The 20,937-nt window shown below is 59.8% G+C and carries 21 protein-coding genes; 13 read left to right on the top strand and 8 right to left on the bottom strand.

Going from position 1 to position 20,937, the window contains the following annotated elements; translation table 11 throughout:
• Positions 1-147: 147 nt before the first annotated feature.
• Together HX815_RS10175 and HX815_RS10170 are read left to right on the top strand one after the other, a co-directional pair.
• Positions 148-1,245 (top strand): carboxynorspermidine decarboxylase, encoded by a 1,098-nt coding sequence (locus tag HX815_RS10175; protein ID WP_003211413.1) that lies wholly within the window; start codon positions 148-150, stop codon positions 1,243-1,245.
• A 29-nt stretch (positions 1,246-1,274) separates the two neighbouring features.
• Positions 1,275-2,519: a saccharopine dehydrogenase family protein gene (locus HX815_RS10170; RefSeq protein ID WP_003211412.1), complete on the top strand. Its 1,245-nt coding sequence runs from the start codon at positions 1,275-1,277 to the stop codon at positions 2,517-2,519.
• Positions 2,520-2,732: 213 nt separating this feature from the next.
• On the opposite strand, the gene HX815_RS10165 is transcribed toward HX815_RS10170, so the two are convergent.
• Positions 2,733-3,512 carry an IclR family transcriptional regulator gene (locus HX815_RS10165; protein ID WP_008435411.1) on the bottom strand — a complete coding sequence of 260 codons (780 nt, stop codon included), beginning with the start codon at positions 3,510-3,512 and terminating at the stop codon, positions 2,733-2,735.
• A 215-nt stretch (positions 3,513-3,727) separates the two neighbouring features.
• On the opposite strand from HX815_RS10165, the gene HX815_RS10160 reads away from it, so the two are divergent.
• From HX815_RS10160 to HX815_RS10145, 4 genes are read left to right on the top strand one after another with little or no spacing between them, the layout of a single operon-like run.
• A complete protein-coding gene (locus HX815_RS10160) occupies positions 3,728-4,510 on the top strand; it encodes an ABC transporter substrate-binding protein (RefSeq protein WP_102605802.1) in 783 nt (260 codons plus the stop codon).
• Positions 4,507-5,175 carry an ectoine/hydroxyectoine ABC transporter permease subunit EhuD gene (ehuD, locus tag HX815_RS10155; RefSeq protein WP_008435412.1) on the top strand — a complete coding sequence of 223 codons (669 nt, stop codon included), beginning with the start codon at positions 4,507-4,509 and terminating at the stop codon, positions 5,173-5,175. The genes HX815_RS10160 and ehuD overlap by 4 nt, the downstream gene beginning before the upstream one ends.
• Complete coding sequence (locus HX815_RS10150; RefSeq protein ID WP_087694235.1) at positions 5,172-5,924, top strand: amino acid ABC transporter ATP-binding protein; 753 nt, start codon at positions 5,172-5,174, stop codon at positions 5,922-5,924. Before ehuD ends, HX815_RS10150 begins: the two co-directional genes overlap by 4 nt.
• Positions 5,921-7,186 (top strand): FAD-binding oxidoreductase, encoded by a 1,266-nt coding sequence (locus tag HX815_RS10145; protein ID WP_177028145.1) that lies wholly within the window; start codon positions 5,921-5,923, stop codon positions 7,184-7,186. Before HX815_RS10150 ends, HX815_RS10145 begins: the two co-directional genes overlap by 4 nt.
• A 62-nt stretch (positions 7,187-7,248) precedes the next feature.
• Here the strand turns inward: HX815_RS10145 and HX815_RS10140 are convergent, their stop codons facing one another.
• Positions 7,249-7,935 (bottom strand): M24 family metallopeptidase, encoded by a 687-nt coding sequence (locus HX815_RS10140; RefSeq protein ID WP_177028144.1) that lies wholly within the window; start codon positions 7,933-7,935, stop codon positions 7,249-7,251.
• Positions 7,936-8,498: 563 nt separating this feature from the next.
• Here HX815_RS10140 and HX815_RS10135 point away from each other — a divergent pair.
• Positions 8,499-8,846: a DUF6124 family protein gene (locus tag HX815_RS10135; protein ID WP_003211399.1), complete on the top strand. Its 348-nt coding sequence runs from the start codon at positions 8,499-8,501 to the stop codon at positions 8,844-8,846.
• A 115-nt stretch (positions 8,847-8,961) separates the two neighbouring features.
• Here the strand turns inward: HX815_RS10135 and glsB are convergent, their stop codons facing one another.
• The 5 genes from glsB to HX815_RS10110 form a co-directional block, all read right to left on the bottom strand.
• The gene (gene glsB / locus HX815_RS10130; RefSeq protein WP_003211397.1) at positions 8,962-9,870 is read right to left on the bottom strand and encodes a glutaminase B; all 909 of its coding nucleotides are present in this window, start codon (positions 9,868-9,870) and stop codon (positions 8,962-8,964) included.
• A gap of 187 nt (positions 9,871-10,057) precedes the next feature.
• Positions 10,058-10,543, bottom strand: a complete 486-nt coding sequence (locus tag HX815_RS10125; RefSeq protein WP_102605798.1) for a DUF2199 domain-containing protein — start codon at positions 10,541-10,543, stop codon at positions 10,058-10,060.
• A 104-nt stretch (positions 10,544-10,647) separates the two neighbouring features.
• On the bottom strand, positions 10,648-11,874 hold the full coding sequence (locus tag HX815_RS10120) for a nucleoside permease (RefSeq protein WP_087694232.1): 1,227 nt from the start codon (positions 11,872-11,874) through the stop codon (positions 10,648-10,650).
• Between the two features lie 42 nt (positions 11,875-11,916).
• Positions 11,917-12,969: a sugar phosphate isomerase/epimerase gene (locus tag HX815_RS10115; protein WP_008435420.1), complete on the bottom strand. Its 1,053-nt coding sequence runs from the start codon at positions 12,967-12,969 to the stop codon at positions 11,917-11,919.
• Positions 12,970-12,983: 14 nt separating this feature from the next.
• Positions 12,984-14,114: a Gfo/Idh/MocA family protein gene (locus HX815_RS10110; protein ID WP_177028287.1), complete on the bottom strand. Its 1,131-nt coding sequence runs from the start codon at positions 14,112-14,114 to the stop codon at positions 12,984-12,986.
• A gap of 167 nt (positions 14,115-14,281) precedes the next feature.
• On the opposite strand from HX815_RS10110, the gene HX815_RS10105 reads away from it, so the two are divergent.
• The gene (locus HX815_RS10105; protein ID WP_087694229.1) at positions 14,282-15,277 is read left to right on the top strand and encodes a LacI family DNA-binding transcriptional regulator; all 996 of its coding nucleotides are present in this window, start codon (positions 14,282-14,284) and stop codon (positions 15,275-15,277) included.
• Here the strand turns inward: HX815_RS10105 and HX815_RS10100 are convergent.
• Positions 15,271-15,681 (bottom strand): hypothetical protein, encoded by a 411-nt coding sequence (locus HX815_RS10100; RefSeq protein ID WP_003211385.1) that lies wholly within the window; start codon positions 15,679-15,681, stop codon positions 15,271-15,273. The genes HX815_RS10105 and HX815_RS10100 overlap by 7 nt on opposite strands.
• Positions 15,682-15,790: 109 nt before the next feature.
• Here HX815_RS10100 and HX815_RS10095 point away from each other — a divergent pair, with 109 nt between their 5' ends.
• The 5 genes from HX815_RS10095 to HX815_RS10075 all read left to right on the top strand — a co-directional run bounded on the left by HX815_RS10095 (position 15,791) and on the right by HX815_RS10075 (position 20,747).
• Entirely contained in the window at positions 15,791-16,642 is an 852-nt protein-coding gene (locus HX815_RS10095; protein WP_008435424.1) for a helix-turn-helix domain-containing protein, read from the top strand.
• 291 nt (positions 16,643-16,933) lie between these two features.
• On the top strand, positions 16,934-17,662 hold the full coding sequence (locus tag HX815_RS10090) for a winged helix-turn-helix domain-containing protein (RefSeq protein WP_177028143.1): 729 nt from the start codon (positions 16,934-16,936) through the stop codon (positions 17,660-17,662).
• Complete coding sequence (locus tag HX815_RS31505) at positions 17,655-18,410, top strand: hypothetical protein (protein ID WP_177028142.1); 756 nt, start codon at positions 17,655-17,657, stop codon at positions 18,408-18,410. The genes HX815_RS10090 and HX815_RS31505 overlap by 8 nt, the downstream gene beginning before the upstream one ends.
• A gap of 32 nt (positions 18,411-18,442) precedes the next feature.
• A complete protein-coding gene (locus HX815_RS10080) occupies positions 18,443-19,132 on the top strand; it encodes a winged helix-turn-helix domain-containing protein (RefSeq protein ID WP_177028141.1) in 690 nt (229 codons plus the stop codon).
• A gap of 220 nt (positions 19,133-19,352) precedes the next feature.
• Entirely contained in the window at positions 19,353-20,747 is a 1,395-nt protein-coding gene (locus tag HX815_RS10075; RefSeq protein WP_087694227.1) for an undecaprenyl-phosphate glucose phosphotransferase, read from the top strand.
• Positions 20,748-20,937: the final 190 nt, after the last annotated feature.

The raw sequence follows: 20,937 nt of genomic DNA, 5'->3' as shown, positions 1-20,937 counted from the left end.
AAGCGGCTCATCATACCTACGGGCTGTCATATTCACAGGCCAGCTTATAACCGGGCCAGCAAATTCCGCTGACTAACCTTTCGATCTGTCCCAAGTGCGGGCACAATGCGTGTCCTTTTTTGGCAGGCACCGCCGCAGGCTCTGAAAATGATCAAAACGCCGTACTACCTCATCGACAAACAGAAGCTTCTGGTCAACATGCAGAAGATCGCCTACGTGCGCGAACAGTCCGGCGCCAAGGCTCTGCTGGCCCTCAAATGCTTCGCCACCTGGTCGGTGTTCGACCTGATGCAGGAATACATGGACGGCACCACCTCGTCGTCGCTGTACGAGCTCAAGCTGGGTCGCCAGAAGTTCGAAGGTGAAGCCCACGCCTACAGCGTGGCCTGGGCCGACGATGAAATCGAAGAGATGCTCGACAACTGCGACAAGATCATCTTCAACTCCATCAGCCAGCTGCAGCGCTTCGCCGAGCGCAGCGAAGGCAAGACCCGCGGCCTGCGCGTCAACCCGCAAGTGAGCAGCTCCGACTACCTGCTGGCCGACCCGGCGCGCCCGTTCAGCCGCCTGGGCGAGTGGGACCCGGTGAAGATCGAAGGTGTGATCGAGCAAATCTCCGGTTTCATGTTCCACAACAACTGCGAGAACGGTGATTTCAACCTGTTCGACCAGATGCTCAACACCATCGAAGAACGCTTCGGCGCGCTGCTGCACAAGGTCAACTGGGTCAGCCTCGGCGGCGGCATCCACTTCACCGGTGAAGGCTATGCCATCGACGCCTTCTGCCAGCGCCTCAAGGCGTTCTCGCAGAAGTACGACGTGCAGGTGTACCTGGAACCCGGCGAAGCGGCGATCACCAACAGCGCCTCCCTGGAAGTGACCGTGCTCGACACCCTCTACAACGGCAAGAACCTCGCCGTGGTAGACAGCTCCATCGAAGCCCACCTGCTGGACCTGCTGATCTATCGCCTCAACGCCAAGCTGGCGCCGAGCAATGGCGAACACACCTACATGGTGTGCGGCAAGTCGTGCCTGGCCGGGGATATCTTCGGTGAGTACCAATTTGATCAGCCGCTGGCCATCGGCGATCGACTGTCGTTCATCGACACGGCAGGCTACACCATGGTCAAGAAAAACTGGTTCAACGGCCTGAAAATGCCGTCCATCGTAGTGAAACAACTCGACGGTACAGTCGAAGTGGTTCGTGAATTTGGTTACGACGACTACCTGTCCAGCCTTTCGTAAAGCGGACAGATAAAGGAGAGATAAAGCAATTGAAAAAGAACGTTCTTATCATTGGTGCAGGAGGTGTCGCCAAGGTGGTGGCCCACAAGTGCGCGCAGCACAACGACGAACTCGGTCGTATTGCTATCGCGTCGCGCAACATCTCCAAATGCCAGGCCATCATCGACAGCGTCAAGGCCAAGGGTAGCCTCAAGGTACCCGCCGACATCCAGGCCTTCGCGCTGAACGCTTTGGACGTGGAAGCGACCAAGGCACTGATCCGCGAGACTGAATCGCAGATCGTCATCAACGTCGGTTCCGCGTTCCTCAACATGTCGGTATTGCGTGCCTGCATCGACACCGGCGTGGCGTACCTCGACACCGCCATCCACGAAGAGCCGGGCAAGGTCTGCGAGACCCCGCCGTGGTACGGCAACTACGAATGGAACCACCTGGAAGAGTGCAAACAGAAGAACATCACGGCCATCCTTGGCGTGGGCTTCGACCCGGGTGTGGTCAACGCTTATGCAGCGCTGGCGCAACAAAAGCATTTCGACCGTATTGATTCGATCGACATTCTCGACGTCAATGCCGGCTCCCATGGCAAATATTTCGCCACCAATTTCGACCCGGAAATCAACTTCCGCGAATTCACCGGACAGGTGTGGAGCTGGCAGAACAGCCAGTGGACCAGCAACACCATGTTCGAAGTCAAACGCACCGACGACCTGCCTGTGGTCGGTTCGCAGAACCTGTACCTGACCGGCCACGATGAAGTGCACTCGCTGTCGAAAAACCTCGACGTGCCCAATGTGCGTTTCTGGATGAGCTTCGGCGAACACTACATCAACGTGTTCACCGTGCTGAAAAACCTCGGCCTGCTCTCCGAAAAACCGGTCACCACCGCCGAAGGCCTGGAAGTCGTGCCGCTGAAACTGGTCAAGGCCGTGCTGCCCGACCCGTCGTCGCTGGCGCCTGGCTACACCGGCAAGACCTGCATCGGCGACCTGGTCAAGGGCACCAAGGATGGCCAGCCACGCGAGCTGTTCATCTACAACGTGGCCTGCCACGAAGAAGCCTTCGCCGAGACCGACAGCCAGGGTATTTCCTACACCGCCGGCGTACCGCCGGTAGCCGCAGCGCTGCTGGTTGCCCGTGGCGAGTGGGACGTGAAGCACATGGCCAACGTCGAGGAACTGCCGGCTGAGCCGTTCCTGAAGGCGCTGGACGTGATGGGCTTGCCGACTCGGATCAAAGACGAGAACGGTGACCGTGCCTGGGATGCGATTGCCTGACAGGCGATAGTTGACCGAACAAAAAAATGCGCCCTCAGGGGCGCATTTTTTGTTGGGGCTCACACCAATCTCAAAGAATGATGAAGATCAAAATGTGGGAGCGGGCTTGCTCGCGAATGCGGTGTGCCAGTCACTGCATCTGGCGACTGATACACCGCATTCGCGAGCAAGCCCGCTCCCACATTTTGGATTTGCTGTGTTCTTGAGAGCGGGTTACTCCAGGTTACGCGCCGAATTGCTCAACGCCCTTGAGCACTGCAACAACGCCGGCGCCAACTGCTTCTCTGCATCCGCCCGGCTCCAGCGACTGGTCGGCGCCACCACATGCACCGCTGCCACCGGCCGACCATTCGCCCCCAGCACCGGCGCGCCGATGGTCATGTCGCCCAGGAACAGTTCCTGGCCATTCACCGCATAGCCCTGCTCGCGCACCTGCTGCAACGACTCCATGATCCTGTCGACCTCAGTCAACGTCTGGCTGGTGTGCGCCACCCGCTGGCTGTGCTCGATCAATGCCAGCGCCTCATCCTGCGGCAACGCACTCAGATACGCGCGCCCCGACGCCGTGCAATACATCGGCACCCGCGAGCCAATCGGCATGTGTACCGGCACGAAGCCCGAGCTGACAAACCGCGCGATATACGTCATGTCGTAACCCGCAGGCTCGGTCAGGCACGAGGTTTCTCCCGTCAGGCGGGTCAATTCCGAGAGGAACGGGTTGGCCACTTCAATCAGCGAATGCGCATCCAGATAACTGAAGCCCAACTCCAGCACCCGTGGTGTGAGTTGGTAATGACGGGTGCGCGAGTGTTTCCGAAGGTAACCCAGGCTCTCGAGGGTAAACACCATGCGCTGGGCCGAGCTTTTGGTCATGCCGGCAGCCTCGGCCACCTCTGCAAGGCTCATGCTGCGGCGCTGGGCGCTGAATGCCTTGAGCACCGACAGGCCCTTTTCCAGGGATTGGTTGTGCAAGCTGTTGCGTTCTTCGGACATGGCGAACTCGCGGTCAGGTCGATCAAGCGTGGCGATATTTCTACACGAAATCGCGAAATTCGACCACTAAAAATCGCATACCGATACGAATGGTTCATTTTGTTTAATTTCAGTAGCGTAAAACGATTTTATTTAATCGAAATGGCACAGAGCTTGCGGTTTGCTCGGTAACCGCTCGCGGTACTGACGATCCGTTTTCCTTCTGGAGTAACCCGATGAACAGTCTTTCGCCCTTGTTTCGCCGCCTCGCCTTCGGTCTTTGCGCCACCTTTTGCGTGGCCACCGTGCACGCCGCCGGTGCAGCCTCGTACAAAGTCGGTGCAACGGCCAGCGGTTCGCCGTTCACTTTCCTCGACATCAAGAGCAACAGCATCCAGGGCGTGATGGTCGACGTCGCCAACGCAGTGGGCAAGGCCGGTGGTTTCACCAGCGAAATCGAGCAGACCAACTTTGCCGCGCTGATCCCGTCCCTCACCTCGGGCAAGCTCGACTTCATCGCCGCCGGCATGCTCAAGACCCCGGAGCGTGCCCAGGTGGTGGACTTCAGCGCGCCGGTGTACGCCTACGGTGAAGGGCTGATCGTGAGTGCCGACGACAATGCGACCTATACCGACCTCAGCTCCTTGAAGGACCAGGTAGTGGGCGTACAAGCCGGCACGATCTTCTACGACATGCTCAACAAGCTGGGGATCTTCAAGGAAATCCGCACCTACGACTCCATCGGCGAAATGGTCCGCGACCTGAGCCTGGGCCGCATCAAGGCCGCCGTGGGTGACCAGCCGGTGGTGGCGTACCAGATCCGCCAGAAGCTGTTCAAGGGCGTGAAGCTCGCCGCCGACTACAAGCCGGTGAACGTCGGCGAGGTGTGCCTGGTGGTGCGCAAAGGCGACAGCGAAACCCTCGAACGCCTGAACCAGGCCATCGCCAGCATCAAGGCCGACGGCACCCTGGACGCGATCCTGAAGAAGTGGGGGCTTGATGCCCAGGTGCAGCCATGAACCCGGCTGAATTCCTGCAAAACGCCCAGGACTTCCTGCCGATCCTGCTGCAAGGCGCCTGGGTGACGATCCAGATCACCGTGCTGTCGTTCCTGCTCAGCAGCGCGATCGGCCTGGTGCTGGCGCTGCTCAAACTGTCGCCGATCAAGGCGCTGTCGTGGGCAGCGAGCACCGTGATCAATGTGATTCGCGGCCTGCCGATCATCGTGCAGCTGTTCTACATCTACTTCGTGCTGCCGGACATGGGCGTGCACCTCAGTGCATTCCAGGCGGGTGTGATCGGCATGGGCATCGCCTACTCGGCGTATCAGGCGGAGAACTTCCGTACCGGCATCATCGCCGTCGAACAGGGCCAGCGTGAAGCCGCCGAAGCCCTGGGCATGCGCTCGGTGCTGATGATGCGCCGGGTGATCCTGCCCCAGGCGTTTCGCATCGCCTTGCCGCCCTACGGCAACACCCTGGTGATGATGCTCAAGGACTCATCGCTGGTGTCGACCATCACCGTGGCCGAGATGACGCGCCAGGGCCAACTGATCGCCTCGTCCACCTTCCAGAACATGACCGTCTACACCCTGGTCGCCCTGCTCTACCTGCTGATGAGCCTGCCGCTGGTGTATGGCCTGCGCCGCATGGAACAGCACCTGGGCCGGAGGAAAAAAGCATGATCGAGATTCGCCAACTGCAAAAACACTACGGCACCCATCGCGTGCTGCACGGCGTCGACCTGGACGTGGCCAAGGGCGAAGTGGTGTGCCTGATCGGCCCGTCCGGCTCGGGCAAATCCACCCTGCTGCGCTGCATCAACGCCCTGGAAGCCTACGACGGCGGCACCATCAACGTGTTCGGCGAAACCGTGCAACGTGGCAGCAAGACCGTACACGCCCTGCGCAGCCGCATGGGCATGGTGTTCCAGCGCTTCAACCTGTTCCCCCATCGCACCGTGCTGGAAAACGTGATGGAAGGCCCGGTGTACGTCAAGGGCGAACCGCTGCAACAGGCCCGGGAAGAAGCCTTGGCGCTGCTGGATAAAGTCGGCCTGTCGGCCAAGGCCGATGCCTACCCGGAACAACTCTCCGGCGGCCAGCAACAGCGGGTTGCCATCGCCCGCGCACTGGCGATGAAACCCGACGCCATGCTGTTCGACGAACCCACTTCGGCCCTCGACCCGGAACTGGTGGGCGATGTGCTGGAGGTCATGCGCACCCTCGCGGACGAAGGCATGACCATGATCGTGGTGACCCACGAAATGGGCTTTGCCCGGGAAGTGGCCGACCGCGTGTGCTTCCTGCACGGCGGCTACATCGTGGAGAGCGGGCCGGCCGAGCAGGTGCTGGGCAACCCGCAACAACCGCGCACCCAGGACTTCCTGCGCCGCGTGCTGCACCCGACGGCCAACACCCGGAGCCTGCCATGAAGTCACTCTGGGCCGCGACGGCGCACGCTGCACCGCAAACACCCGCGTTGGCTGAGTCATTGAAGGTGGACGTGGCCATCGTCGGCGCCGGGTATACCGGCTTGTCCACGGCGCTGCACCTGGCGGAGCGCGGCGTGAGCGTGTGCGTGCTGGAGGCCAACGAGCCCGGCTGGGGCGCGTCCGGGCGCAATGGTGGGCAGGTCAACCCGACACTCAAATACGACCCGGATCAACTGGTGCAGATGTACGGTGCCGAGCGCGCCGAGCCACTGATCAACATCGTGTCCAACTCTGCCGACCTGGTGTTCAACCTTATCGAGCGCCATGGCATTGACTGTGCGCCCACACGCAAGGGCTGGATGCAGGTTTCCTATTCCGAAAAAGGCGTGGCGGGCCTGCACGCCCGGGCCGAACAGTGGGCACGTCGCGGGGTGCCGGTGCAGCGCCTGGATGCCGGCGCGGTGTCCGCCCGCATGGGCAGCCAGGCGTTTGCCGGTGGCTGGCTGGACGGTCGCGCGGGCGCCATCCAACCCTTGGCCTATGCTCGGGGCCTGGTGCGTGCAGCCCAGGCGGCGGGCGTGCGCATTCATGGGCAGAGCGCAGTGACCGCGATGCAACAGGCGGGCGCGGGCTGGAAGTTGCAGACCGCGAGCGGCGCGCAGGTGTCGGCCGGCCAGGTGGTACTGGCCACCAACGGCTACAGCGGCGACTTGTGGCCCGGCATGGCCCAGAGTGTGCTCGCGGCCAACAGTTTTATCGTCGCCACCCGGCCCTTGAGCGGGCCTGCGGCCGAGAGCATTTTGCCGGGGCAGGAAACCGTCTCAACCGCACAGCGCCTGTTGCTTTACTTTCGCAAGGATGCCCATGGCCGCCTGCTGATGGGCGGGCGCGGGTTGTTCGAAGATCCCACCGGGCCCGCGGATTTTGCGCACCTGGAGCGCTCGCTGGCACTGTTGTTTCCCCAGCTGGGCAAGCTGGACTTCGAGTACCGCTGGGCGGGCCGGATCGCGATCACCCGGGACTTTATGCCCCACGTCCACGAGCCCGCACCCGGCCTGACCCTGGCATTGGGCTGTAACGGACGCGGGATAGCCCTGTGCACCAGCCTCGGCCAGCAATTGGCCGGGCGCTTGTGTGACAGCCGCTCCGACTTCGCTTACCCGGTAACGCCTTTGCAGCGGTTGCCACTGCATGGCTTGCAACGCTTCTACATCGGCGCGGGCGTGGCGTGGTACAGCCTGCTGGATCGCCTCTCCCTGTAGAAGCGAGCTTGCTCGCGAAAAAACCGAAGGCGCCGCGTGTCCTCAGGAGACCGGCGCCTTCGTCAAAGCTCGCAGACCTTTCCCTCATCGCTGAAGAAATAGATATTTTCATGCTTGTAGCCCCAGCGACCGCCTCGCTCGCGAGCATGCGGCTCGAAGGTAAAGCACGTTACCTCCTCCAGGCGCCGATGATTGCCCGCCTCGATGTAGAGCCTTTGGTCACGCTGCTCGCAGATGCTGTGGCCGACGTTGCCGGCGAAATCGAGGTTCTCGAAACCCTCGGATGCGATCAGGTCATTGGCGAACGCGTGGAGATCGTTGAACGTGGTTTCAGGCCGGGCGAATGTGCGCATCATCGCGTGTAGCAGGTGCTCGACTTCATGACCCCTGCTGAACTCGGCCCCCACCGGCACCGCCCGGCACACGCCCTCCTCCACATAGAAAGAGCGGGCACAGTCGCCCCACACATTGCCTGCTCTCGGGCTCAAATCCACCGTGATCAGATTGTGTAAACCAACGGCTTCATCACTGGGCCGATAGTCGCGTCCCGACACCGAAAGCGCACTGCGCGAACCCAGCAATACGAAGGCCGGGCAGTCGTAATACCAGGTCTGCGGATAGCCGGAATCCGCGAGCATCTGCGTCGCCATTTCGGCGATGGAGGCTTCGGTGGACTGTGGCGTGATCCGCGTAACGAGCTGCTGCAGCACCGACTTGGCGGCGGCCTGGACCACGCGATTAGGCAACATGGATTGTCTCTGACTGATGAGGGATTGCGTCGATGGTAGCAGCACTCTCCTCGACAGGGAGACGCACTCGGATTTTAAGCTCGTTCCCACGCTCCGCGTGGGAATGCCTACGGTGACGCTCCGCGTCACAAAGGCAGACGCAGAGCGTCCAGGGCTGCGCTCCCACGCAGAGCGTGGGAGCGATCAATAGCCGGAGCACCGACTTGGCGGTGGCCAGGACCACACGATTGTGCAACATGGACCGTCTCTGACTGAGGGAGACATGCTCGGATTTTTCCGACAACTGTTTCAGGTTGTCGGTCGGACCCGGGCTGACTAACCTCCCGCAGTCGCTGCCAATTCAGCGACCGGATTTGACCGTCCGACCAATCGACGACTGCAACGCCCACACCTATTCCAGGCGTTTTTTTTATGCCTGAGGTATCGTGTCGCGGCGGCTGTGCGCGGGATACCTTCGGGTATGCCGGGTTCGTTGATAACCGGTCGGTCAACCCGCGTACAGCTGCCACCCTCCTCGTTTGACCGCGAACGGTGGTGGCTCCACTTATCGACGGAGCTTCACCATGATTAAAGACAGCCCCAATCCCCCACCGCACACCGACCGGCTTCAAGAAGCCGCTTACCGCGCCATTCACCACTATCTGAAACCTGACGCCCAACCCCAACCGCCTGAACCCACCGAGCTACCGTTCGATGGATTATTTACCGTGCGTACGGACCTGGACACGGAAACCTTGCTGGCCAATGCCTCACAAGACCTGGCGTCGATCAATGTCATCGCCGCTCACCTGGCCTTCGAAGTCGATGGTACCCAGCGCAACGTGGCGCTGGGCATTTGCCGGATGCTGGAAGGTGTGCAGATGCTGGTCGACAAAGCGCTGGATCGATGCGCGCAAACCAGCCCGCGCTGAGCTCGTTCCCACGCTCCGCGTGGGAATGCAGACCGTGACGCTCCGCGTCACAAAGGCAGACGCAGAGCGTCCAGGGCAGCGCTCCCACGCAGAGCGTGGGAGCGATCAAGTCTCTTCAAAAAACCGACCATCCGATACGCTCGCTCAACAACTCCAACGCCTTCATCCCCGCCAGCGAATTGCCTGCCGCATTCAACTCCGGCGACCACACGCACACCGTAAACTGCCCCGGCACCACCGCGAGAATCCCGCCGCCTACCCCGCTCTTGCCCGGCAACCCGACGCGATACGCAAAATTCCCCGCCTCGTCATACAGCCCGCTGGTGGCCATGATCGAGTTCACTTGCTTGGTCTGGCGCGCCGTCAGAATCTGCTCGCCGCTGTGGGTGCACACGCCTTCATTCGCCAGGAAGCAAAACGCCTTGGCCAGGTCCAGGCAGCTCATCTGCAACGCGCAGTAGTTGAAGTAGCTGTGCAGCACTGCATCCACGTCATTGTGGAAGTTGCCGAAGGACTTCATCAGGTACGCCATGGCGGCATTGCGCGCACCGTGCTGGGCTTCGGATTCGGCCACCACGCTGTTGACCAGGATCTGCGGGTTGCCCGACAGCCGCCGCACAAAATCACGCATGGACAAAATCGGCACGGCAAAGCGCGATTGGTTGATGTCGCAGATCACCAGCGCACCGGCGTTGATAAACGGGTTGCGTGGCCGCCCGCGCTCGAACTCCAGCTGCACCATGGAGTTGAACGGCTGCCCCGAGGGTTCGTGGCCCAGGCGTTCCCAGATGCTCTCGCCGCCATGGTCGATGGCCTGCACCAGGCTGAATACCTTGGAGATGCTCTGTACGGAGAACAACGTGTGGGCATCGCCCGCGCAGTAGGACGAGCCGTCATTGCCATACACGGCAATGCCCAGTTGCTGGGCCGGCACGTCGGCGAGTGCGGGGATGTAGTCGGCGACCTTGCCGAGGCCGATCAGTGGACGGACTTCGTCGAGGATCGACTCCAACAGGGCCTGCATGTTGTGTTCTGGCATGGTTTGGAAAATAGTGATTGGCGGGCGCGGAGGATACCTGAAACCCAGGGGGTAGAAACGCGCAGGCGCGCACAACGAGGTCTTCGTTTATTCAGACTTTAACTGTTGGTCGATCCATGAAGAGTCGGGCATTCGGTCGCAGCGTTTCTTATGGTCTCTACTGGCAGTGGCGTCAACGTGTCCACACCACATATTCGTGTGCACGATGCGCCGTAATGCCTCGGCATTGCTCAAGCGACAGCGGATGGTTACTCGCGATCAGCGTCACCTTTGGCCGGTTAGCCGGGTCAGTCAGGTTCAGCATGGCGGGGAGCCCACATGTTGCAGGCAGATCCGGGATGTCATTGGCAATCGTCACCGAAAACGGTGGTTCGCTTGATTGCTGCGGGTCATCCCAGAGTTCGTAAACCCGCTCAAAATCCAACTGCTCGATCCTGACCCAAATACCGATGTGAAAAACCTCCTCGCGACCCAGCACCGGCAATGGCAGCAACGCACGAATGAAAAATTGCTTACCGCCGATGATGGCCAGGTCATTGTTCTCCTGGACCCCACTCTCTCTGTCGTCTTGCGATAGCGCCATAACGGCATCAGGACGTCGAAACGCCAGCTCCATCTCGTCAATCCGGTGTTCTTCTTCGCACTGGTTGCACAGCAATTAGCGTCTCCTTCAAACATTCTGGCCACACAGTCGACTCGCTGCGCCGGGCCATTCTAGCGCGATACCAACGCTGCGCAACGCCGCTTTGCGGGCGCCATGCGTCAATCAGCCGGCTCTGCTGCCACCCGCTCCCGCCCCTTGAACGCCAGCGAAAAACAAAAAAAGATCACCAGCGCAAACCCCGCCGGAAACAACCAGATGCTGCGCCAGTCATGGCTGCCACCCGCCGCCACATAGTGGTCGGTCACCTGCCCTGCCACCCAGAACCCAATCAACATGCCCACACCGTACGTAGCCAGGGTAATCAGCCCCTGCGCCGAACTCCTGAAGCGCTCCGGGGCCTTGGCGTCGGTGTAGATCTGCCCCGAGACAAAGAAGAAGTCATAGCAGATGCCATGCAGCGCAATCCCGGTAAACAGCATGAAGGCCAGCTCGCCATTATTGCCGTAGGCGAACAGCGCATAGCGCAGCGCCCACGCCAGCATGCCCACCAACAGCGCGACCTTGATGCCAAAACGCTGGATGAACAGCGGCAATAGCAGCATGAACAGCACCTCGGACACTTGCCCAATGGCCATTTTTGCCGTGGGGTTGGTCACGCCGATTTCCGCGAGAAACGGGTTGGCGTTCTGGTAGTAGAACGCCAGGGGAATGCAGATCAGGATCGAGGCGATGAAGAACACCAGGTAGCTGCGATCCTTGAGCAACCCCAGCGCATCCAGCCCGAGCAGTTGCTTGATATCACCCTTGCCCGCCTCGGCTTTCAAGGGCGCGGTACGCGGCAAGGTGAAGCTGTAGAAACCCAGGACCACTGACGCGATGGCAGACATCAGGAAGGTGTTGCGCAACGCGCCCGTGGTGATCGACTGCTGCGAATCCCAGGCGAACACAAAGCTGATCACCAGCCCCGCAACAATCCAGCCCAGGGTGCCCCACACACGGATGCGCGAAAACTCCTGGGCCGGGTCGCTCATTTGCCGGAAGGCCACCGAGTTCACCAGTGCCAGGGTCGGCATGTAGATGACCATGTATGCCAGCACGTAGGGATAAAAGCCGACGAAGTCCGGCGCGCGGTACAGCTGGTACAGCAGCACCGCGCCGATCAGGTGCAGCACCGCCAGGATGCGCTCGGCGTTGAAGTAGCGGTCGGCGATCAGGCCGATGATAAACGGGGCGATGATCGCCCCCCACGACTGGGTGGAAAACGCCATGCCGATCTGCCCGCCGCTGGCCCCCAGGTTGCTGGCGAGGAAGGTGCCGAGGGTGACGAACCAGCCGCCCCAGATGAAGAATTGCAGGAACATCATGACGCTCAGTCGCGCTTTCATTGTGGTCACCGTTTTATTGTTATTTTGGGGCAGAAGCGCTGTTCAGGCGTCGGGCAGGCCCAGCAGCCGTCTGTTGGATTGCTCGTCGGATGTCACGCCGGCGAAGTCATCGAATGCCTTGCTGGTCTTGCGGATCATGTGCTGGCGGATGAACTCCGCCCCTTCTGCCGCGCCTTGTTGCGCGTCCTTCAGGCAGCACTCCCACTCCAGCACGGCCCAACCGTTGAAGTCGTATTGGGTGAGCTTGCTGAAGATCGATTTGAAGTCGATCTGACCATCGCCCAATGAGCGAAAACGGCCAGGGCGGTCGACCCATCCTTGGTAGCCGCCATACACGCCGGAGCGCGCGTCGGGGCGAAACTCGGCGTCCTTGACGTGGAACATGCGGATGCGCGCGTGGTAGCGGTCGATGAAGCCCAGGTAATCCATTTGCTGCAGCAGCAGGTGGCTGGGGTCGTAGAGAATGTTGGCCCGGGGATGGTGGTCGACGGCTTCGAGGAAGCGCTCGAAAGAGGCGCCGTCGTGAAGGTCTTCGCCGGGGTGGATTTCGTAGCACAGGTCGACGCCGGCCGCCTCGAAGCAATCGAGAATCGGCAGCCAGCGCTTGGCCAACTCGGCAAAGCCTTGCTCCACCAGGCCGCTGGGGCGTTGTGGCCAGGGGTAGATGTACGGCCAGAGCAGCGCGCCGGAGAAGGTCGCGTGGGCCGTCAAGCCAAGGCGCTGGCTGGCGCGGGCGGCGAGTTTCAATTGGTCGATGGCCCACTCGGTCCGTGCCTGGGGCTGGCCGCGCAGATGGGCCGGGGCGAAGTCGTCGAACAGCGTGTCGAATGCCGGGTGCACGGCCACAAGTTGGCCCTGCAGGTGGGTCGATAGCTCGCTGATTTCGACGCCGGCATGGGCGCAGGTCGCCTTGAGTTCATCGCAGTAGGCCTGGCTTTCTGCAGCGCGGGCCAGGTCAATGTAGCGGGTGCCGAGTGTGGGCAACTGGATCGCCTTGTAGCCCTGGGACGCCGCCCATTGGGCGATGTTGGCCAGGGTGTCGAAAGGCGCTTCGTCCGAGATGAACTGGGCGAGAAAAATGCCTGGGCCGCGCATGTCTGTAGTCTCCTTCATGGGTGGTTCGCCAGGGTGGTCCACTTCGCCTCGCCGCGATGGTTGGCGATCACCGCTTCGATAAAGGCCATGCCGCGCACGCCGACTTCGATGCCGGGTACACCTTCGGCCTCGGTGCCCTGGCGAATGGCCTTGGCGAAGTCGCGGTAGAGGTTGGCCATGGCTTCCAGGTAACCCTCGGGATGCCCGGCGGGCAGGCGCATGCGCTGCAATGCCCCGTCGCACAGCCAGGGCTGGCCGACGCCGGAACGCAGGATGCGCAGCGGTTGGTCGAGGGAACGATGGATCAGACTGGCGGGTTCTTCCTGGCGCCATTCCAGGCCGCCCTTGTCGCCATAGAGGCGGATCTTCAGCGGGTTCTCTTCACCGGCACACACTTGGCTGGCGATCAGCACGCCGCTCGCGCCGGAGGCCATCTTGAACAGCATGGCGGCATCGTCATTCAGTTGCCGACCGGGTACATGGATGCCCAGGCTCGCGCAAAGCTGTTCGATCGGTTGTTCGGCGATGAACTCGGCCAGGGAAAAGGCGTGGGTGCCGATGTCGCCGATGCAGCCGCCCAGTCCCGACAGCTCGGGCCGGCTGCGCCAGTCCGCCTGTTTGTTGCCCTGCCCGCCCACGTCCTGGCTGAGCCAGCCTTGTGGGTACTCGACGATCACTTTGCGCAACGCGCCGATCACGCCATTGCGCACCATGTCGCGGGCCTGCCACACCATCGGGTAACCCAGGTAGGTGTGTGCCAGCCCATAAAGCCCGGAACTGTTTTTGACAACGTCTGCCAGCGCCTGCACTTCAGCAAGATTGAGCGCGGCCGGCTTCTCGCTGAACACGTGGAAGCCCGCCTGCAGCGCCTGGGTCGCAATCGGTGCATGCAGATGATTGGGGGTGACGATCACCAGCAGCTGCATGCGCTGCTCGGCCGGGAGTGCCTGTTCGGCGGCGAGCATCTGCTGCCATTCGCTGTAACAGCGGGACGCGGGCAGGCCCAGCGCATTGCCGGTGCTCCGGTTGTTCTCGGGCTCACGGCTGAAGGCACCGCACACCAGTTCATAACACCCATCCAGCCCCGCCGCCTGGCGGTGAGCCTGGCCGATGAAGGCGCCTTCGCCGCCGCCAACAAAGCCCATTCTTATTTTTTGCACAGCAACCGTCATCGCAAGTCTTCTCTTTATGGGCAATTACCGATCATGATGTAACCGGTTACATCGTGCCGGAAATTTAGGCCTGGTTGCTCGCGGTGTCAAACCCCGACTGCGGTAAACTTGCAGGCTGCTGTTCTGATAACGAGGTGGTCTTGTCCAATATTCGTGAAGTCGCCCGGCTGGCCGGGGTCTCGGTGGCCACCGTGTCCAGGACCCTGGCCAGCCCTGAACGCGTGTTGCCCGAGACCCGCGACAAGGTCAACGCCGCCGTGGAACAGACCGGCTACCGGCCGAACCGCATGGCGGTGCAATTCCGTTCGCGGCGCACCGGCAACCTGGTGATCCTGGTGCCGGCGATTGCCAACACGTTTTTCGCTCGGGTCATCAGCGGTGCACAGCAAGCGGCGCAGGCATCGGGTTATCGGTTGCTGTTGTGCGACACCCGGGGCCAGGCAGAAATCGAAAAACAGTTCGCCGAACTGGTCCACGCCCATCAGGCCGACGGTGTGATTCAGTTGCGGGCCTCAGACCCATTCAGCGACTGCAGCGACTCACCGCCACTGGTGAACGCCTGCGAGGTGATCCAGGACGGTCGCCACCCCACCATCAGCCTCGACAACCGTGGCGCCGCCCGGGCCATGACCCAGCACTTGATCGACCTCGGCCACCGCCGCATCGGCTTGATCAAAGGCCCGAAAAGCAGCCCACTGACCCGTGACCGCGTGGCCGGTTATGAAGATGCCTTGCTCGCGGCGGGCATCCCCCGCGACCCGGCGCTTATCTGCCACGGCGACTTCACCCTGCACGCCGGTTTCGAGGGCGCAGGCAACATGCTCGCCCTGCCCGAGCGGCCCACTGCGCTGTTCTGCGAGAACGACGAAATGGCCATCGGCGCCTTGAAGCGCATCAAGCAACAGGGCCTGCGCGTGCCCCAGGATATTTCCCTGGTGGGCTTTGATGACATCCCCTTCGCGGCCTACTGCGACCCGCCCCTGACCACCATTGCCCAGCCTGCCGAAATCTTCGGCCGCAAGGCGGTCGAGATGCTCATCGCACTGATCGAGAAAACGCCGCTGTCGGAGCGTCAGGTTGTAGTGCCGTTCGAACTCACAGTACGCGGCAGCACGGCAGCGCCCCACACTCAATAGTGCGCCACATCCGACACCTGGGTATCCAGCACATCCCGCGCCAATGCCCAGGCCTGATCCGTGGATTCCACCACCAGCAACGGGTAGCCCCACGCCTTGCCGAACATCACGGCAAACGGCTTGAGCGCCAGGCGCTTGGCTGCGCTGGGCTCCACCTGGATCATGCCTTTGACGAAAGTACGCAGGGCCACCTTGTGCTTCTTCATCCAGATCGAGGCCTGTTTGCGTTCTTCGTGTGAATGCTCGTGAGTGCTTTCATCCACGGCTTTCTCGTGCAGCAGGACGAAGGGTTCCTCGCGCTGCAACAAGGCCTCGAATGCGCCAAAGGTATCTTGCGGGGGAGTGTCGCTGGGGGCGTCAAACACGATTTTCACCACGGGGAATGTTGAACTGTCGAGTTGCATGGGAAGCTCCTTTAACGAGAATGTTTCTCATGATAGCCATGCCATCACTGGACGCCATTGCACAGAATGGCCAGAATGTTTCGCATTCCAGCCAAGACGCCGCGCCGCCATGTACAACCACCGACTCGAAACCCGTGACCCCTTGCGCCCGGCCCTCGCCGATGCAATTCCCCGTGCGGTGGTTGCAGTGAGCGCTTCAAGCACCTCTGCGAGTTGGGAGCACGCACCGCACCAGCACCGCAAGGGCCAGTTGATGTACACGTTGCGCGGGGTGATTCATTGCGTCATCGAAGAAGGTATCTGGATCGTGCCCCCCCAGTGCGCGTTGTGGATTCCGGGCGGCCTTTCCCATGCCGCGCGCGGGTCGGGGGCAGCGGATGTCTACTGTCTGTTGGTCGACCCCGACGCTGCCGGCGCCCTGCCCCGGCAATGCTGCACCCTGGCGGTATCGCCGTTGTTACACGAATTGATCAGCAAGGCCGTCAGCTTCCCGCCGCTGTACGACACCGAGGGCGCCCAGGGCCGGTTGGTGGCCACGCTGCTGGACGAACTGGCACTGGCACCGGTGGAGGCCCTGCACCTGCCCATGCCCCGGGACACTCGGCTGCGGCGCCTGGCCGACAGTTTGCTGGCCAACCCCAGCGACAAGGCCACCCTGGGCGAATGGGCCGTACGCATCGGCATGAGCGAACGCAGCATGACGCGCTTGTTGCTGGAGGAGATCGGCCTGAGTTTCGGCCGCTGGCGCAGGCAACTGCATGTGATCCTGTCACTGCAGCGCCTGGCGAAAGGCGAAAGTGTGCAGACGGTGGCACTGGACCTCGGCTATGAAAACGCCAGCGGCTTTATCACCATGTTCCGCAAGGCCATCGGCCAACCGCCGGCGCGCTACCTGGCCGACCGCGCGAGCATCCCCCAGCACACGACGCCCGCTATCGCCTTGCTGGATTATTATAAATAGTCACGTATAAGCATTTTTAGAGCTAAGGGACTAGAAGGCTTAAATCATTCCAGCCAAAAAAAATCAACCCGCCTAAAATACTTATCGCACACTAAAAAATTTGCACTAGCATATGAGTACCCCGGTCCACAAACCCGCTCTCAACACCCGCCTGAAATCCGCCTTACCCCCCGCAAATAAAGTGCCGAATGTTAAAATTTGTCACGTTTTGGCGTATTCAATTCGATTAACATCTAAACGCCTGCAGCGATTGAATTGACGGCCTCGCATGCCGGAAAAGGGAGCAACGTGATGCATTTTTCCAACGTCCTCGCTATTGCACGGACCCCATCGAAATCCGAGGACTTCAGCGAGCTTATAGTTCGTACTGTACCGAAAAATCTAAAAGTCGATACACGCTCCTACGGCCAACTAATCGGTCCCTATGCAAGCCATGGACATTACCGTGCCATCATCATAGAGATCGACACCCCCTCTGCCAGCACCCAAACGCTGGACATCATTAAAAAAACCAGATCGGAAAATCCTGGCAGCACCATTTTCCTGGTTGTCACCTTCGCCACTACACTAAGCAAAACCAAATATTATCTCGCAGGCGCCGATTACTGCATAAAGGTCGTCGAGAGCTCGCCCGAGAAAAAACTTGCCCTGTTTGCCGCGTTCCTCAGCGAGGCATACTGGCTAAGTAATACTGATTTGCTACTCGATCAGGACCGCATGTGCATCTACGGGGGTGGCAAAAAGCTCGAAGTGTCCTTTGTCGAAATGAAAGTACTGGAAGCGCTCATTCATAATCGATTGCTCAGCCATGATGAAATCGCCGTGGTAATGGGGCTGAATCCCCGATTTTATGATTCAAGGGCCCTCGAAAAATCGATTAGCCGGTTACGTGGCAAAATAAAATCACATTACGGAAGCAATATAATTCAGAGCATTCGCGGTTACGGCTACAAACTAAGCAGAGGGCTGGCTTCGGTTAATCATATCCACCCCGTCAGGGAGCGGTCGAACCGTGAATAGCGGAACCTTATTACGTGAGGCGTCAGCCTGCTTCACCTTTTCGCGGCAAGCGATACTTGAACGAAGTTGCACGCTGTGGGGCAGTGAGATCCGCGTCCACGCCGAGCCTGCGCTCGACAGCCCGCGTGATGACGCCTGCCCGTTTTATTCCGAACAACTTAAAGACGCCTACAGCGAAGCCCTGCAACATGCCAGACCGAGTTCATTTGCCCGCACAAGTAAACGTTTGCGCGCGGATAAAAGCCCGGGCCTCCACAAGTTTTTCCGAATTGAGCAATCGCTGTTGATGAATGAGGACCTGCTCAAGGAAATTATCGATACTTCACACACGCTGGAAAAAAACAGACAACAACTCATTGTCAGCGTTGAAAATACACTGGACACCCTTCCGGGCCCGCTGGAACGCCGGAGCATGATCCGTCAACTGTATAGCCTGAAAGACCAGAGCAACCTGAAGCTTGCCTATAACAATTACACATTAAATACAAAAGACACCGACCTGCTGATCGACTTGAGTCTTTATGACTATATAAAAATGCCTTTTCCAGACTCGGCCCTCAGGCTCAGTCTGAACACCCGCTCGGGCCTGTTCGACCGGCTTTACGACCAGATGCTGGGGCTGATGAGCACCACCCGGGTCTCCTTCATCGCCGACAACGTCGAGCACGCCGACAGCGCACTTCTCGCCAGACGCTTGCCTTTTGACTATTTTCAGGGCCCCTACTTCTCCCCTGCTGATAGTTTATGAACCCCCGTACTTTCCTGGAATCGGTGAATGCCATGAGTTCTCTCAAGAAACACACATTTACATCGACGTACCCGTCAATCGCACTGCACGATTTCACGCCAAATGTGGCATTTTTACATTACGACGTCGACAGCGGGCCGCTGATCGAAACCGTGGAAAAAACATCGGACGCTTCGACCAGTTCCTACGCCGTTACCAAAGAGCAGAATTTCAATCTGTGGCTCAGTAACTATGTCGCCGCCAAAAGACTTTACGAAGCCAGTAATCGGCTGACCCGACAACTTTACGACGCATCAAAAAAACCTAACATCACGGTTCTAAAATCAGACGTCACACACCCGGACCTGAATAACACCACCGCGGAAACAGTTAACTCATCCTCTGCATTACGCGGCCCCGATGTCTGGCTACTTACCCAGCAAGATCGTGCGCTGGTGAAAGGTGGGCTACGCATTTCCTTGACCACTATTGAGTCGGCATTGATCAAGAAAATGTTGAACCATGAAGAACGTGTGGTCAGCAAGGAAGAACTTATCCGCAACATCGGACGTGAGCCCGACCTCTATCGCGGGCTTGAAATGTGCCTTAGCCGATTGCAGGACAAGTTCAAACGCGTGAATGATGGCGAACGCCTGTTCCGCGCGGTGCGTAACCGTGGCTACTGCCTGACACAAAAAATAAAAAGCCCGCTGAGCAGTCGCGCGAACGTCACAGAACAATAATTATTTCATAAAAATTACAATTCACCCTGCCTATTAGAACGCCTTTCTATCTGCCATTTTATAACAACATGACCGCGTTATAAGTCGTCAGCCATTGCTCCCTGCCATTTATTACTATCAATACGCACGCCTACGCGTGCGCCTGCCATTTGATAGTCATTAAAACCACGCCTCGCTTTAACCTGCCAGCACGTGAGTGGATACCACAGGGAGCAGAAGTATGCTTAACAACAGAAGAATGCATCGTAACCTTACACCCAAAGGCCTGACCTTTTGGGGACAGTGGGCAATTGCCCTGAGTGTGGTCGTTGTACTTTTGTTTTCACTGGTACTTTTCAAGACCGGGCAATTGGAATCCCACTACCGGATATTGGCAGCCATTACAATACTGGCCTCTATACCGGCCTACATGTTATGTGACGTCTATAGCAAAAAAGATGACTTTTTTGTTGGGCTGGGACGATTATTCACCGGCTGGTTATTGACCCTGGGCATATTGTTCGCGGTCGGCATAGCCTGTAATGCCAGTTCGCTGTTTCCCTTCGAGATCCTGCTACTCTGGGCTGCTGTCAGCTATCCAATACTAGCCCTTTGCTACATTCCCATTCACAGTCTATCCAGGTACTACCACCGGCAACTACATGAGCGCCAGAAATCGCTGATTATTGGTACGGGAAAACTTGCAACCGACTTGGCCAATACTCTCGCCAGGCAAAAACGCTCCCCTCTGGTCGGTCTCGTAGGTCCCCGCACCACCTCCCCCCAGGCCGGCACCCAGCCTCAGATCCTCGGTGACTTGCCCGATCTTCCCGCGCTGATCCGCCAGCACGGTATCCGCCGCCTGTACATCACTCACTCTCTCCAGGAAGCGACCCACATCGAGGCGCTGTACCTCAACCTGCTGGAGATCAGCGTGGACGTGATCTGGGTGCCCGACCTCAACAACATGCTGCTGCTCAACCACAGCGTGGCCGAGGTGGATGGATTGCCCGCGATCTTCCTCAATGAAAGCCCGCTGACCAGCCGGCCGACCGCCGCACTGAGCAAGTCGCTGCTGGACAAGAGCCTGGCCCTGTTGGCGATCATCCTGCTCAGCCCGTTGCTGCTGCTGTTCGCCCTGCTGATCAAACTCACCTCTCCCGGCCCGGTAATTTTCAAGCAGGATCGTCACGGCTGGAACGGCGAGGTGATCAAGGTCTGGAAGTTCCGCTCGATGCGCGTGCATGACGACCACGAAGTGCGCCAGGCGAGCCGCAACGACTCACGCATTACCCCCGTAGGGCGATTTATCCGCCGCACCTCCATCGACGAGCTGCCCCAGCTGTTCAACGTGCTGCAAGGGCATATGGCACTGGTCGGCCCACGCCCGCATGCCGTCGCCCACAATGACTACTACTCGGGCAAGATTCGCGCGTACATGGCGCGGCATCGCATCAAGCCCGGCATCACCGGCCTGGCGCAGGTCAATGGCTGCCGGGGTGAAACCGAGACCCTGGAGAAGATGCAGCAACGCGTCGATATCGACCTGCGCTATATCAACAACTGGTCGCTGTGGCTGGACATCAAGATCCTGTTCAAGACGCCGTTTACCCTGCTGTCCAAAGACATCTACTGACCCCGCCCTTCCCCGTGCCGCTGCATCGGCGGCGCGGGGCACCAGGCGCGCTTTGCGCCCTCCCCGCCACCACTCCCCGCAAGGCGCAACGATAGCGCCCACAGCAACGCCCGGCCCGGGCCATTCGCATAGTCATCAAAGAGGAAAGTCAGGCAAGTGTTGCGCGCCGGCATTGCACCTGGCGCTGTAG

The sequence above is a fragment of the Pseudomonas sp. E6002 genome, assembly GCF_013385565.1.
Taxonomy (GTDB): domain Bacteria; phylum Pseudomonadota; class Gammaproteobacteria; order Pseudomonadales; family Pseudomonadaceae; genus Aquipseudomonas.
The sequence above is the reverse complement of the archived record's forward strand: the minus strand, read 5'-3'. Positions and strand labels throughout refer to the sequence as shown.

What these genes read in the sequence shown, in the direction of transcription:
- HX815_RS10140 (WP_177028144.1), bottom strand. Translation starts at nt 7,935, where the DNA reads ATGTTGCCTAATCGCGTGGTCCAGGCCGCCGCCAAGTCGGTGCTGCAG.
- HX815_RS10075 (WP_087694227.1), top strand. Translation starts at nt 19,353, where the DNA reads ATGCTTAACAACAGAAGAATGCATCGTAACCTTACACCCAAAGGCCTG.
- HX815_RS10095 (WP_008435424.1), top strand. Translation starts at nt 15,791, where the DNA reads ATGTACAACCACCGACTCGAAACCCGTGACCCCTTGCGCCCGGCCCTC.
- glsB (WP_003211397.1), bottom strand. Translation starts at nt 9,870, where the DNA reads ATGCAGGCCCTGTTGGAGTCGATCCTCGACGAAGTCCGTCCACTGATC.
- HX815_RS10090 (WP_177028143.1), top strand. Translation starts at nt 16,934, where the DNA reads ATGCATTTTTCCAACGTCCTCGCTATTGCACGGACCCCATCGAAATCC.
- HX815_RS10150 (WP_087694235.1), top strand. Translation starts at nt 5,172, where the DNA reads ATGATCGAGATTCGCCAACTGCAAAAACACTACGGCACCCATCGCGTG.
- HX815_RS10110 (WP_177028287.1), bottom strand. Translation starts at nt 14,114, where the DNA reads ATGGGCTTTGTTGGCGGCGGCGAAGGCGCCTTCATCGGCCAGGCTCAC.
- HX815_RS10135 (WP_003211399.1), top strand. Translation starts at nt 8,499, where the DNA reads ATGATTAAAGACAGCCCCAATCCCCCACCGCACACCGACCGGCTTCAA.
- HX815_RS10120 (WP_087694232.1), bottom strand. Translation starts at nt 11,874, where the DNA reads ATGAAAGCGCGACTGAGCGTCATGATGTTCCTGCAATTCTTCATCTGG.
- HX815_RS10160 (WP_102605802.1), top strand. Translation starts at nt 3,728, where the DNA reads ATGAACAGTCTTTCGCCCTTGTTTCGCCGCCTCGCCTTCGGTCTTTGC.
- ehuD (WP_008435412.1), top strand. Translation starts at nt 4,507, where the DNA reads ATGAACCCGGCTGAATTCCTGCAAAACGCCCAGGACTTCCTGCCGATC.
- HX815_RS10115 (WP_008435420.1), bottom strand. Translation starts at nt 12,969, where the DNA reads ATGCGCGGCCCAGGCATTTTTCTCGCCCAGTTCATCTCGGACGAAGCG.
- HX815_RS10080 (WP_177028141.1), top strand. Translation starts at nt 18,443, where the DNA reads ATGAGTTCTCTCAAGAAACACACATTTACATCGACGTACCCGTCAATC.
- HX815_RS10175 (WP_003211413.1), top strand. Translation starts at nt 148, where the DNA reads ATGATCAAAACGCCGTACTACCTCATCGACAAACAGAAGCTTCTGGTC.
- HX815_RS10100 (WP_003211385.1), bottom strand. Translation starts at nt 15,681, where the DNA reads ATGCAACTCGACAGTTCAACATTCCCCGTGGTGAAAATCGTGTTTGAC.
- HX815_RS10145 (WP_177028145.1), top strand. Translation starts at nt 5,921, where the DNA reads ATGAAGTCACTCTGGGCCGCGACGGCGCACGCTGCACCGCAAACACCC.
- HX815_RS10165 (WP_008435411.1), bottom strand. Translation starts at nt 3,512, where the DNA reads ATGTCCGAAGAACGCAACAGCTTGCACAACCAATCCCTGGAAAAGGGC.